The following is a 13,520-nucleotide window of genomic DNA, read 5'->3' on the forward strand; positions in this document are numbered from 1 at the left end:
AAATTGATAATATTGGATAAAGCGAAAGGAGAGACCATGCCTGCAAGCTACAGCATCGGCACCCGCTATGAGACATTGGTTCGCGAGTTGGTGGAAAGCGGCCGCTATGCCAGCGCCAGTGAGGTTATGCGCGATAGCCTGCGCCTGCTGGAAGAGCGCGAAGAACAGCGCAAGGCAAAGCTTGCTGCGTTGCGCGCGGATATCCGCAAAGGCGTGGAAAGCGGCCCAGGTATCCCTGCCGAAGAGGTATTTCAGCGGCTGGAAGCAAAATACCGCGGCGGAAAGCCGTGAACTATGGCGGTCATATTTGCGCCAGCCGCCGCGCAGGACGTCGAAGAGATCAGCGACTACATCCATGCTGAAAATCCGGCTGCGGGTCGGCGCTTCATTGCCGCGCTCAGGGAACGCTGTAGCCGCATTGCAGACGTGCCGCATGGCGGCGTCCCCCGCCCGACCCTATGGCCCGGCCTGCGCTCCTTTGCATTTCATCGCTATGTTATTTTCTACACCACCGACGGCGATGAGGTGCGTGTCGAGCGCGTCTTGCATGGTGCCCGCGACATCCCAACTATTCTTGAGGGAGGACAGCCACTCAATGGCTCTTGAACTCCACGCCTCCCTGTCTCGTTGGGCTGGAACACTCATAGGGCTCGTCGCAGAATAGCTACTTTCGCTTCAGCGCATCCGCCAAAGCAGCACCGAACGCTCCCTGTTGCGCCGGCCGCTCCGGCTGGCGTTGCTGGGGTGCCGGCGAACGTGGTGCCGGCCTGCCGCCACCATTGTCGCGCGGTCCGCTGCGCGGAGCACCACCCTCGCCGCTATCCTTGCGCATGGAAAGCGCGATGCGCTTGCGCTTGATGTCGACATCGACGACCCGCACCTTCACCACGTCGCCGGCCTTGACCACCTCATGCGCATCCTTGATGAACCGATCGGCCAGCTGCGAGACATGCACCAGCCCGTCCTGATGCACGCCGATATCGACGAAGGCGCCGAAGGCGGCCACGTTGGTGACCGTGCCTTCCAGCAGCATGCCGGGCTTCAGATCCTTGATGTCGTCGATGCCGTCGGCGAAGGTCGCCGTCTTGAAGCCTGGGCGCGGGTCGCGGCCGGGCTTTTCCAGCTCCGCCAGGATATCGCGCACCGTCGGCAAGCCGAAACGCTCGTCGACGAAGACGCGTGGGTCGAGTGCCTTGAGCGCGGCGCTATCGCCCATCAACGACCGCACATCGCGCCCGCAGGCAGCGACGATCTTCTTCGCCACGCCATAGGCCTCCCGGATGCACCGACGAGGCGTCGAGCGGCTCGCTGCCATTGGCAATGCGCAGGAACCCGGCGGATTGTTCGAAGGCCCGAGGTCCGAGCCGCGGCACCTTGAGCAGGTCCTTCCGGCTGGCGAAGGGCCCGGTCGCATCGCGATGCGCAACGATCGCGTCGGCCAGCGATGCGCCCAGACCTGAAACGCGCGCCAAAAGCGGCGCCGAGGCAGTGTTGAGATCGACGCCGACGGCATTGACCGCGTCCTCGACCACCGCTTCCAGCGAGCGGCCGAGCCGGTACTGGTCGACATCGTGCTGGTACTGGCCGACGCCGATCGATTTGGGTTCGATCTTGACCAGTTCGGCCAGCGGATCCTGCAGCCGCCGGGCGATCGACACGGCGCCGCGCAACGACACGTCGAGGCCGGGGAATTCCGCCGCCGCCGTCGCCGATGCCGAATAGACAGAGGCGCCGGCCTCGCTGACGATCACTTTCAGTGGCTTGGGGCCACCGTCCGCCGGCATGTCGGAAAGCATGTCCGCCACCAGCTTTTCCGTCTCACGGCTGCCGGTGCCGTTGCCGATCGAAATCAGCTCGACCTTGTGCAGGCGGATGAGCGTGGCGAGTTCCGCCTGCGTGCCACGCACATCGTTTCTGGGCGGAAATGGATAGACCGTCGTCGTTGTCAGCACCTTGCCAGTGCCGTCGACCACCGCCACCTTGACGCCGGTGCGGATGCCGGGGTCGAGCCCCATCGTGGCGCGCGAGCCGGCGGGAGCGGCCAGCAGTAGATCCTTGAGGTTGCGGGCAAAGACGTGGATCGCTTCCTCCTCCGCCCGCTCGCGCAGATCGCGCATCAAATCGAGCGTCAGGTGCAGCGACAGTTTTATACGCCAGGTCCAGCCCGCCACCTCCATCAGCCATCTGTCACCCGGAAGGCTGCCGCCGATGGCATAGGCATTGGCGATCATCCGCTCGACCGGCTTCACCGGTGAGGTGTCATCGGCATCGACCTCGATGTCGAGCGACAGCACTTCCTCGTTGCGGCCGCGCAGCATCGCCAGCGCGCGATGGCTCGGCACATTTGCCCAACGCTCGACATGGTCGAAATAATCGGAGAATTTCGCGCCGGCCTCCTGCTTGCCGTCGACCACCCTGGCCCGCATGAAGGCGCGCTCCTTCATGTAGCTGCGCAATTTGCCGACCAGATCGGCATTCTCGGCGAATTGTTCCGACAGGATGTCGCGCGCGCCCTCGAGCGCCGCCTTGGTATCGGCCACCTCTTCGTTGACATAGGCCAGCGCCAGTTCGGCAGGCACCAATGAGCGGTTCGCCAAGATGGCTTCGGCCAGCGGCCCCAGCCCGCGCTCCCTGGCGATCTCGGCCTTGGTCCGGCGTTTGGGCTTGTAGGGCAGGTAGATGTCCTCAAGTTCCGCCTTGGTGGTGGCGGCGACGATCTTGCCTTCAAGCTCCTCGGTCAGCTTGCCCTGTTCGCGGATCGAGCCAAGAATGGTGTCGCGGCGCGCGTCGAGCTCGCGCAGATAGGCAAGGCGTTCGGCAAGATCGCGCAATTGCGTGTCGTCGAGCCCGCCGGTGACTTCCTTGCGGTAGCGCGCCACGAACGGCACTGTCGCGCCCTCATCGAGCAGTTCGATCGCCGCGGCCGCCTGTTCGGGCCGCGCGCTGATCTCGGCCGCGATGATGGCTGCAATGCGCTTGATGTCGGATGCCATGTCGTTCCTGCTCTCATCCAAAGAGCGGCGACCATAGGCGCAGACGTCCGGCCCGCCAACCGCCGCGCTTCGATCAGCCCGGCGGGTCCACAGGAAAGCGTGCGCCAATGTGGCGATCGCGGCGCGCCTAGATCAGCCGGCTCAGCGCCTCGAAGAACGCGACGATCTCGATATCGAGCGGATCGTCGACAGGCTCCGGCTGCGACGACATCTTGGCGATCACCACTTCGGTCCTGGGATCGACATACAGCCACTGGCCATGAATACCGATGCCGCAATAGGCGCCGTTCTCGTGTCCAGTCTGGTACCATTTGTTGCGGTAACGGCCCTTGGGAAACAGTGGCAGCATCGCGCCGCGCTGCCAGGCGTCCGCACTGCCGCCAGTGCTGGTCGTGTCGCGCACCCAGGCTTCCGGTACGATGCGGCGGCCATTGGCCATGCCACCTTGCCGCATCATCTCGCCGACACGCGCCAGATCGCGCGGCGTCACCGAAATGCCGCCGGCCGTGCGCGCCGTGCCTTCCATGTCGACGCCGATCGAGGCTTCGCTGACAGCGCCGAGCGGCAGCCACAGCTTCTCGCGCATCAGGTCGGTGAACCGCTGGCCCGACGCACGCTCGAGCAGCAGGCCGAGCAGGTCGGAATTCGGCGAGCGGTAGCGGAAGGTCTGGCCATGCGGCTCTGCAAGACGTTGCAGGGTCAGGATGAATTCGCGCAGGCTCTCCGTACCGCCGCCCGGATTCCACAGCGTGGCACGGCGATAGCGGGCGAAAGCACTTTCCGGATCGAGATAGGCTTCCTCGAAATCGAGACTGACGCTCATATCGAGCACATGCCGCACGCTCGCATCGCCATAGGCCGAGCCGGCGGCTTCGGGGATGTAGGCCGTCACCGGCGCTTCCGGGTCGAACACCCCCTCGCCTTCTAGTATGCCGGCAATGATGGCGGTCAGCGACTTGCTGATCGAAAAGATGATGTGGCGGGCGCCGAAATCCATATGCGGCGCGAACCAGTCGCCGACGATCCTGCCGCCTTTCATCACCGTCAGTGCGTCGGTGCTCGAACGTGCGAGAAAATCAGCCACCGTCTCCGGTGTGCCGGCGATCGCGACCTTCTCGCCGAGCAGGCCGCCCATATCGCGCACGGGGATTTCGACAACGCTCGACGTCGCCGCCACCCGGGCGGTCGGCACCAGTTCGCCGAGATTCTGGAACGACCATCGGTTGAACGGGTTCTCGCGCCAATTGGCGAGCACCACCTGGTTGCGCCGGAAGCCGTAGCGGGTCTCGAACACGGTTTTGCCGGTCATGGCGTTTCCTTCCGGGTCGTTTCTTCTTTGTGGGGCTCAGCGAAGCGCCGTGGCGATAGCGTGCACGGCTTTCAGCGTCGCTATGGAATAGGCACCATTGGCGAAATCCGGCCATGTCGAAAGCTTCACCACGACCATTCCGGTGTTCCAGTCGATATGGATCATCTGACCGAACACGCCACGGCACATCAGTGCGCGCGAGCGCGGGTCCTCGATCCAGAACTGGTTGCGATAGCTGCCCTCCGGCAGGCTGGGGCTGAAGTCCGGCCCATGCCTGCCGTTGCGCGTCGCCTCGACCCAGCCGGCCGGCACGACGCCGCCACCATTGTCGAGGATCAACTGGCCGAAGCGGCCATAATCGCGCAGCGTCGCGTTGAAACCACCGTCGGCCACCGCATAGCCGGCGCTGTCGACCGTGAAGCAGGCGCTTTCATCAGCACCGAGCTTTTGCCAGAGTTCTTCCGAAACCAGTTGCGGCAGCCGTTTGCCTGTCACCCGCTCCATGATGAAAGCAAGCACGTCGGTCTCGATCGACCGGTATTCGAATTGAGCCCCGTGCGGGCGGATCGTGTCCTTCAAGCCCAGGATCAGCTCGAACATGTGCGAGGGCCAGCGAAAATCCGGATCGCTGCCCGGCGGCACCGGCTTCCAGCCGGTGGCGACATCGACCTGGCCGATGTCGGAATAGCGGTCGGTATATTCCTCGGAGAAACGCACGCCGCTGGTCATGTCCAGCACATGCTGCACATTGGCGCCGGCCCAGCCGGTAGCGCCGAGTTCCGGCAGGTAGTCGCTTACCGGTCTGGCCGGATCGATCAGGCCGCGCCCGACCAGTATGCCGAACACCGAACCGGTGACGGACTTCGCCATCGACTGCGACAGGTGCAGCGTGCGCTCGTCTATGCCGTTGAAATAGCGCTCATAGGCGATCTTGCCGTCCTTGAGCACCAGAAAACCGTCCGTATAGGTCTCGTCGAGCAGCCCGGCGAGTGTCGTCGGCTTGCCCTCGCTGTCCTCGACCGCCAGCCCGTCAAGATCGACCTCGGCGCGTTCGAGACGGCGGCGATGGCCGTTGCCGCGCCAGACTTCGGCGGTCGGCAGAATTTCACGGATGTGCTGGAACGCCCAGCGGTTCCACGGCGGCCGGTCCCAGTCGAGCTTCGGCGGCACCATGGCGGGCGGCGAGCCCTGCATGATCGGCGGCCGCGGATCGCTGTTGCGATAGGAGTCCATGAAAGGCCATTCCCGGAAAAGAAAAGACCCGGCGGCATGTGCCGCCGGGTCTCTCATGCAGCGGTTACTTCTGCAGTTCGGTCCAGATCTTGGTGTAGAGTTCCTGCGTTTCCGGCGGGCACATCTTCTGGAATTCGCCTTTCGGCTTGGCATCGGCCGGAATGACGACTTCCGGCGCGTCCTTCATGTCGGCAGGCATGTACTTGTCAGAGCCGTTGATGGCATTGGCATAGCGGTGGAAGGCCGAGAGGCCCGCCGCGTTTTCCGGATCCATGATGAAGTTCTGGAACAGCTTGGCATTGTCGACGTTCTTGGCTTCCTTCAGAACGACGACGTTGTCGCTCCACAGGCCAAAGCCTTCCTTCGGATAGTTGTAGTGGATAGCCGGATTGGCCAGCCGCTGGCGCAGCGCCGAGCCGTTCCAGTCGCTGGTCGCCTTGAAATCGCCGGCGCCCATCTTCTCGATGGTGTTGTATTCCATCGCGATCCAGTTCGGCTTGGCCGCCACCAGAAGGTCGCGCACCTTCTTCAGCACCGCCTTGTCGTCGGTGCACTGCTGGCCGCCGACATATTTGATCGCCGCGAAGATGACGTCGCCCATCTCCGGAACGACGTTGACCTTGCCCTTCAGCTCGTCTGGCGTGTTGAAGACGATGCCCCAGCTGTCGGCCGGACCCTTGTAGGCATCGGTGTTGACGACGACGCCGATCGTGCCCCAGGCCCACGGCACCGAATATTTGCGGCCCGGATCGAACTCGGGATTGGCCCATTCCGGCGCGACGTTCTTGAAGTTCTCCATCTTGCCCGGATCCGTCTCGAGCAGGAGACCTTCCTTGATCCAGATCGGCACGTAGGTCTGCGACGGCACCGCGATGTCGAAGCCGGTGCCGCCCTGGCGAACCTTGGCCAGCGCGGTGTCGTTGGAATCGTAATCGGTGATGGTCACCTTGACGTTGTATTTGGCCTCGAACTTCTTGATCACGTCGGGGCTGGTGTAGTTGCCCCAATTGTAGATGTTGAGCACGCCGTCGGCGCGGGCCAAGCCCGTCGAGGCGAGCAACGCCAACCCCATGGCGGTTGCTGTTGTCTTCCAGTTCATGGTTTTAACTCCCATTTTTCGGTTCAGTCTCGTTTCCTGCTGACGAAGAAAAACAACGTGACGATGGCAACCGAGAGCAGCAGGAAGGCGGTCGATATCGCGTTGATCTCGGGTGTGATGCCGCGGCGGATCTGGCCGAGCATGTAGGTGGGCAGCGTGTCCTGGCCGCCCGATTTGACGAACTCGGTGATGACGACGTCGTCGAGCGAAATGACGAAGGCCAGCATCAGCCCGGCCAGGATGCCGGGCCACAGGAGCGGCAGCGTGATGCGCCGGAACGTCTTCCAGGGCGTCGCGTAGAGGTCGGCTGCGGCACGCTCCAGCGTCAGGTCCATATTCTCAAGCCGCGCCCGGATCGGCAAATAGGCAAAGGGAATGCAGAACGCCGTGTGCGCGGCGACCAGATAGCCGATGCCGGAATAGCCGGTGAAGATCTTGATGCGCGAGAAGAAGATCAGCAGCGCCACGCCGGTGACGATCTCGGGCACCATCAGCGGCTGGTTGATCGCCGCATACTTGAAGGTGAGGCCGGGATAGGACGCGGTGCGGGTGGTGGCGAGCGCCGCCATGGTGGCAAAGATCGTGGAGAGCACCGCCGCAATGGAGCCGATCTGGAAGGAACGCAGCGTGGCATCGACGACCTGCGTGTTCTGCCATGCCGACTGGAACCATTTCAGCGAAAAGCCGCCCCATTCGGAGGTCGAGCTCGCCGCGTTGAAGGCATAGATGACCAGCACGATGATCGGCAGATACAGCACGATAAAGCAGGTCGCGGCGATCGCGCTGAATCCTGGCTGGTGCTTGATGGAAAAGTTCTTAGCCATGACGCACCCCCGACTTGCCGGCATTGCGCACATAGGCAAGCAGCGCCACCATGACGATGATCATGACGGCGATCGACAGCGCCGAGCCGAGTGGCCAGTTGCGGCCCTGCCCGAACTGCAATTCGATCAGGTTGGACAGCATCATGTTCTTGCCGCCGCCAAGCACGCTCGGCGTCACATAGGCGCCAAGCGCTGGAATGAAGACCAGGATGGAGCCGGCGATGACGCCCGGCTTGACCATCGGAAAGATAATCCGCCGCAGCACCTGGAAGCGCGTGGCGTAAAGGTCATAGCCCGCCTCGACCAGCCGGAAATCGAGCTTTTCCATACTGGCGTAGATCGGCAGCACCATCAGCGGCAGGTAGACATAGGCCATGCCGATCAGGATCGCCGTGTCGGTGTAGAGGATCTGGATCGGCGCCGAGATGATGCCGAGCTTGAGCAGCATTGTGTTGATGATGCCTTCGTTGCGGATGATCTGCAGCACTGCGAAGGTGCGGATCAAAAGGTTGGTCCAGAACGGAATGGTGATCAGGAACAGCCAGAGATCGCGGGTCTTTTCGCTGCGCGTCGCCATGAAATAGGCGGTCGGGAAACCAAGCACCAAGGTGGCGATCGTCGTCACCACCGAGAGCTTGATCGAGCGCAGGAAGATGGTGACGTGGGCGGCGGCGATCGAAAGCGTGTCGTCGAAGATATCGCGTTCCAGAAACACCGCTATCCAGGCTTCCGGCGAGAACTGCCACTTCACGTCGCCATAGGAGCCTGGCGTCAGGAACGAGTACACGAGCACGATCAGCAAAGGGCCGGTCGCGGCGAGGAAAATGACCAGCAGCGCTGGTGCTGACAAAAGCCAGCGGTCACGGACATCGCGCCGCTCCGCTGCCTTGGCGACTTCTTCCGCGGTCGCCATCGTCAGTCCTTCAGGACCTGGGCGGCATCGCTGCCGATGAGGATGCCGACCGCGTCGCCCTTCTCGAAACCGCAGCCCGCGCTGCGCGTGTTCTGCTGGCGTACGGTGAAGAGTTCGCCGCTGTCGAGATGAACATGGATGTGGGTGTCGGTACCGAAATAGACGATATTATCGACCCTCCCCGACAGTTCGCCCTTGGCCTTGGTCAGCTTGGCGTGTTCAGGCCGAACCACGACCGTGGCATTGGGCTTGGGCTGGAAACCCTGGGCCACGGTCGCCTCGATGGTCGCACCGGACTTGAGCGTGGCGCGCGCCTTGCCGTTGGCCATCTCGCTGATGGCGGCCGTCAGGAAGTTGGTTTCACCGATAAAGTCGGCGACGAAGCGTTCGGCCGGCTTGTCGTAGATATCCCAGGGCGAACCGACCTGGAGGATCTTGCCCGATGACATGACCGCGATGCGGTCGGACATGGTCAGCGCTTCTTCCTGGTCGTGGGTGACGAAGATGAAGGTGATGCCGGTCTCGTGCTGCAGCCGCTTCAACTCGATCTGCATCTCCTTGCGCAGCTTGTAGTCGAGCGCCGACAGTGGCTCGTCGAGCAAAAGCACCTTCGGCTGCGGTGCCAAGGCGCGGGCCAAGGCCACGCGCTGCTGCTGGCCGCCGGAGATCTGGCTGGTGCGACGACCGGCGAGTGCCTCCATCTTGACCAGCTTCAGCATCTCGGCGACGCGCGCCTTGATCTCGGCCTTCGGCTTACCCAGCATTTCCAGGCCAAAGCCGATATTGTCGGCGACCGTCATGTGCGGGAACAGCGCATAGGACTGGAAAACGGTGTTGACCGGCCGCTTGAAGGGCGGCAGCGGCGCGATGTCCTGGCCGTAGAGAAGGATTTCACCGGCGGTTGGAAAGTCGAAGCCGGCGATCAGCCTGAGCAACGTCGTCTTGCCGCAGCCGGATGGCCCCAGCAACGTGAAGAATTCGTTCTCGCGGATAGATACCGAGACCGTGTCGAGGGCAGCCACCTGCCCCTCACCTGATCCGAAAATTTTGCTGACGTTTACTACTTCAATCGCATTCCGATCCGGTTTGTCCGGCACGATTACGCCTCACTGTTGACCCCGCTCTTGCTGGCGGAGCTCTTCCCCTGTTCGATGTGACCACATGGCCGGTGGGTTGGCAAGCCCGGCATTGGGTCACAGTTCAGTCAGTCATTGAGACCTGCAAGCCCCATGCCATAGTCAGGCCTGATAGGTGATCTTGCCGCCGCAAATCGTCGTCACCGGCCGCACCTTGTGCAGATCGGCCGGGGCGGTGTTCTCGATATCCATCGACAAAACCACCAGATCGGCCATGTAGCCCGATCTCAGCGTGCCCTTGCGGTGCTCGGCGAATTCGGCGTAGGCGCCCTCGATCGTGTAACCGGCGATCGCTTCATGCAGTGAGAAACTCTGGTCCGGGTCGCTTTCTGCCCATGGTTTGCGCAACACTGCCGCCTGAATGCCCAGGATCGGATCGATCGGCGACACCGGCCAATCGGATGCGAAGACGACATGCGCGCCGGCATCCTTCAAGGTCCGCCAGGCATAGCTCAGCGGCCAGCGTGCCGGCCCGATGCGCGACACCGTCGGCTCCAGCGGAAAATCCATGGCGCCGGGCGGATGCGGCGGTTGCATGGAGGCAATGACGCCGAGTTCGGCGAAACGCGGCACGTCCGAGGCGGTGGTGACCTCGATGTGCTCGACCCGGTGACGGCTGTCGCGCTTGCCGTTCGCCTTCTGCGCCGCCTCATAACCGTCGAGCACCGCGCGCACGGCGCCGTCGCCGATCGAATGCACGGCGATCTGCAGCCCGCGCCTGTCGGCCGCGACGGCCAGATCGATGAATTGTTGCGGCGTGAACAGCGGCTCGCCCACCCAGTCGGGCCGGTCGGCGTATGGCTCGACCATGACAGCTGTCCAGGAGTCGAGCACCCCGTCGTAGAACACCTTGACCATGCCCGACGACAGCCATTCGCTGTTGTAGCTTTCGGCCATACCAGATGCCTTGTCGAGCATGTCGAGCGTCATGAAATTCTTGTAGTGGAACGGGATCTTGACGCGGCAGGGCAAGCCTTCCTCGGCTTCGATCTCGGCCAGCAGCTCAAGCTGATAGAGGTTGCCGTCCATGTTCTGGATCGAGGTGATGCCGTGGCGGGCGCACCAGGCGAGCCCGCGCCGCATAATGTCGCGATCGGCGTCCCGCTCGGCCGCCGTCGGCATCGGGTCCGGCTCGCCGCCGGTCGACAGCCCCAGCCGCACCCGGCTTTCGCCGGCAAGGTCGAGCACCGGGCCAAAGGCCTCGCCTTCGCGCAATTCGCCGGCGGCCAGTCCATCGTCACCCATGACAATCTCATTGCCAGGGCCGAGCGTGCGCCCCTGCAGGATGCCGGCCATTTCCAACGCCTTGGTGTTGGCCCACATGGTGTGATGGTCGGGCGCCGCCATGCAGAACGGACGATCGGGCAAAATGGCGTCGAGGTGATGGCGCGTCACGCGCTCGCTGCCGAGCACGGTGTAGTCGACGCCTTGGCCGACCAGCATCTTCGCGTCGGGCCGGGTAGGCGCATAGTCGCGGATCGCCTTCTGCAGCGCCTCGAAGCCATGGATACCGGTGAGTTGAAGGTGGGCAAGTTCAGCCCCGCCCGAAAACAGATGCATGTGGGCTTCGATGAAACCCGGCAGGACGGAGCCGCCCTTGGCGTCGATTACCTTGGTGGCCGGTCCCTTGAACTCTTCGATGGAGGCGCGGCTGCCGATGGCGATGATTGCGCCGTCCTTGACGGCGACGGCCTCGGCGGTGGGATTGTCGTCGTCGATGGTCAGTACACGACCATTGATGACGATCAGATCCGCATTGTGACCTGCACCTGTGACAGACATCGCGACTCCGCGCTTTTGACGACTGACTGAGACCGACAACCTCTTGGCCAACGACCTGCCACTCCACCGGAGCGGCGCCATGGGACGAAAAAGAATGCCAGCGCGCTGTCTTGGAAATTCCCCTTGTCATCCCAAGAGGCAGCGTGGATAAAGAATGCGACTGATTATTCGCGTTTGTCAACATACCGAATCTGGAATGTGTCGTGGACAGCAAGCTCCCACCATGTTGAGACCGGGCGGGGAACGAGGACATCGGACGGTGAAGCGCAGTCTCGACCTCAAAACCAGGATAGCGCTCGAACCGCGCAAACAGCCGCGGCAACAACGCTCCAGCAAGGTGGTCGACCGGATTCTCGACGCAGCGCTGGTCTTGACGCGGGAGCAAGGAACCAAAACGCCGACGACGCTCGCCATTGCGCAGCGCGCAGGCTTGTCGGTTGGTTCGATCTACCAATACTTTCCCAACAAGGAAGCCATTCTTCTGGACCTCGCCCGGCGCTGGCTGTCATCCTTTCCCGAGGTGATCGCCAAGCGTATCAAGGTCGCCCCGCCCACCAACCGTGAAGAGTTTCGGCAGGAAGTGCGCAAGCTCTTCATCGACACGTCCAGACTCTACCTCGAAAACGCCAGCCTGATGCCGGTGATCGAGGCCATTTCAGGCAACGCCGACCTCAGGCCGATCCAGAACGAATATGACGAGCAGATCATCGCGCTCTACGCCGCATGGCTGCAGCATGTGAACCCGGCGCTTGAAGACAAGATCGCCAGCCGGCTCGGCGTGCTGATGATGGACGTCGGGCACGCCTGCCGGCTTGTCGGGCTGAAAAGAGACCGCAAGACATACGACCTCATCGAGGACGATGTGGAAAGAATGTGGCTCGCTCTGGTGAGCCCTTATCTCAATCTTGAATCTTGACTGATTTCGCACTTCGAGAGGAATTTATGAAGACTGTTTTCTCCCCCCTTCACGCCGGCCATGCCGGTCAAATGGAATTGGTCACATCAGCCATCGTGCCGGGTTTCGAGAAGCCATCGAGGGCCGAATTCATCAAGGCTCGGGTCGAAAGCGAGAAACTGGGTCCCATCATCGCGCCGCACGAACATGACCTCGCCGCCGCCAAGCGCATCCACAAATCAGACTATATCGACTTTCTCCCGACGGTCTGGCCGCAATGGCTGGAAGCAGGCCTCACAGGCACGGCGATGCCCTTCACCTGGCCGACGCGCGGCCTGCGCGGCGACGTGCCGCCAAAGCGCGTCGACGCGCTGCTCGGCTATTATTCCTTCGATGCCGGCGCCACTTTCGTCGAAGGCACGTGGGCCGCGATCAAGTCTTCCTACGACGTAGCGCTGACCGCCGCCGGCCTGCTCAAGGATGGCGAGGCTTCCGCCTTCGCGCTCTGCCGTCCGCCCGGCCACCATGCCGGGGCTGGCTTCATGGGCGGCTATTGCTACATCAACAACGCCGCCGTCGCCGCGCAATGGTTCCGCGACCACGGCGCCAAACGCATCTCGATCCTCGATGTCGACTACCATCACGGCAACGGTACGCAGGAGATCTTCTACGACCGTGCCGACGTCCAGGTGCTCAATCTGCATGGCGATCCGATGGTCGAGTACCCGTTCTTCCTCGGCCATGCCGACGAACGCGGCGCGGGTGCCGGCGAAGGCTTCAACATCAACTATCCGATGCCCTTCGGCACCGACTGGGATGCCTGGAACGCCTCGCTCGAGGATGCCTGCGGCAGGCTCGCCGCTTATGCACCGGATGTCGTCATCGTCTCGCTGGGTGTCGATACGTTCGAGAAGGACCCGATCAGCCAGTTCAAGCTGAAGACGTCTGATTATCCCAAGATCGGCCGCCGCATCGCCAGGCTCGGCCTGCCGACGCTGTTCGTCATGGAAGGCGGCTATGCCGTCGAGGAGATCGGCATCAACGCGGTCGGCGTGCTGACCGGGTTCGAGGATCGGTAAATGCCTGTCGTCCAGGAGCATCTGGCGGTTTTGGGACAACGACAGGCATAAGCAAAGGACCACCGGGACCGGGCGGCAACATCGCCCGGCTCCCACTATCGGGCCAAGGCACCAGTCTTCGGCACAGCAACCGGCGCGCCCGTCTGTCCAATGCTCCCGACCCTGGCGAAATCGACCAGCCGCCGAGGTGGCCGGCGAAGATTTTCGCGTCCCGGTCTTCTGTCCAGGGTGCGAAAACCGACTTGTGAGTCGCACAT

At 62.8% G+C, this 13,520-nt stretch carries 11 protein-coding genes and 1 pseudogene; 4 read left to right on the forward strand and 8 right to left on the reverse strand.

Features of this window, described 5'->3' with window-relative positions; genetic code table 11:
• Positions 1–36 precede the first annotated feature (36 nt).
• Together AC0L2D_RS25035 and AC0L2D_RS25040 are read left to right on the forward strand one after the other, a co-directional pair.
• Entirely contained in the window at positions 37–291 is a 255-nt protein-coding gene (locus tag AC0L2D_RS25035) for a type II toxin-antitoxin system ParD family antitoxin (protein ID WP_013529822.1), read from the forward strand.
• A gap of 3 nt (positions 292–294) precedes the next feature.
• Positions 295–606, forward strand: coding sequence for a type II toxin-antitoxin system RelE/ParE family toxin (locus AC0L2D_RS25040; RefSeq protein WP_024502672.1), 312 nt, complete (start codon positions 295–297; stop codon positions 604–606).
• Positions 607–664: 58 nt separating this feature from the next.
• Here AC0L2D_RS25040 and AC0L2D_RS25045 read toward each other — a convergent pair.
• The 8 genes and pseudogenes from AC0L2D_RS25045 to AC0L2D_RS25080 form a co-directional block, all read right to left on the reverse strand.
• A pseudogene (locus AC0L2D_RS25045) lies at positions 665–2,993 on the reverse strand (Tex family protein).
• 127 nt (positions 2,994–3,120) lie between these two features.
• Complete coding sequence (locus AC0L2D_RS25050; RefSeq protein WP_473542869.1) at positions 3,121–4,302, reverse strand: serine hydrolase domain-containing protein; 1,182 nt, start codon at positions 4,300–4,302, stop codon at positions 3,121–3,123.
• A 36-nt stretch (positions 4,303–4,338) separates the two neighbouring features.
• Positions 4,339–5,535 (reverse strand): serine hydrolase domain-containing protein, encoded by a 1,197-nt coding sequence (locus AC0L2D_RS25055; RefSeq protein ID WP_473542871.1) that lies wholly within the window; start codon positions 5,533–5,535, stop codon positions 4,339–4,341.
• Positions 5,536–5,599: 64 nt separating this feature from the next.
• A complete protein-coding gene (locus tag AC0L2D_RS25060; RefSeq protein ID WP_024502676.1) occupies positions 5,600–6,634 on the reverse strand; it encodes an ABC transporter substrate-binding protein in 1,035 nt (344 codons plus the stop codon).
• A gap of 23 nt (positions 6,635–6,657) precedes the next feature.
• Positions 6,658–7,458, reverse strand: coding sequence for an ABC transporter permease (locus AC0L2D_RS25065; protein ID WP_013529816.1), 801 nt, complete (start codon positions 7,456–7,458; stop codon positions 6,658–6,660).
• Positions 7,451–8,371 (reverse strand): ABC transporter permease, encoded by a 921-nt coding sequence (locus AC0L2D_RS25070; protein ID WP_013529815.1) that lies wholly within the window; start codon positions 8,369–8,371, stop codon positions 7,451–7,453. Before AC0L2D_RS25070 ends, AC0L2D_RS25065 begins: the two co-directional genes overlap by 8 nt.
• Positions 8,372–8,373: 2 nt before the next feature.
• Positions 8,374–9,468 carry an ABC transporter ATP-binding protein gene (locus AC0L2D_RS25075; protein ID WP_013529814.1) on the reverse strand — a complete coding sequence of 365 codons (1,095 nt, stop codon included), beginning with the start codon at positions 9,466–9,468 and terminating at the stop codon, positions 8,374–8,376.
• A 141-nt stretch (positions 9,469–9,609) separates the two neighbouring features.
• Positions 9,610–11,289, reverse strand: coding sequence for an amidohydrolase (locus tag AC0L2D_RS25080; protein ID WP_275954442.1), 1,680 nt, complete (start codon positions 11,287–11,289; stop codon positions 9,610–9,612).
• Between the two features lie 154 nt (positions 11,290–11,443).
• Between AC0L2D_RS25080 and AC0L2D_RS25085 the strand changes: the two genes are divergently transcribed.
• Together AC0L2D_RS25085 and AC0L2D_RS25090 are read left to right on the forward strand one after the other, a co-directional pair.
• On the forward strand, positions 11,444–12,205 hold the full coding sequence (locus tag AC0L2D_RS25085; protein ID WP_473542875.1) for a TetR/AcrR family transcriptional regulator: 762 nt from the start codon (positions 11,444–11,446) through the stop codon (positions 12,203–12,205).
• A gap of 26 nt (positions 12,206–12,231) precedes the next feature.
• Positions 12,232–13,263: a histone deacetylase family protein gene (locus tag AC0L2D_RS25090; RefSeq protein ID WP_024502679.1), complete on the forward strand. Its 1,032-nt coding sequence runs from the start codon at positions 12,232–12,234 to the stop codon at positions 13,261–13,263.
• Positions 13,264–13,520 lie beyond the last annotated feature (257 nt).

The sequence above is a fragment of the Mesorhizobium sp. WSM4833 genome (assembly GCF_055811095.1).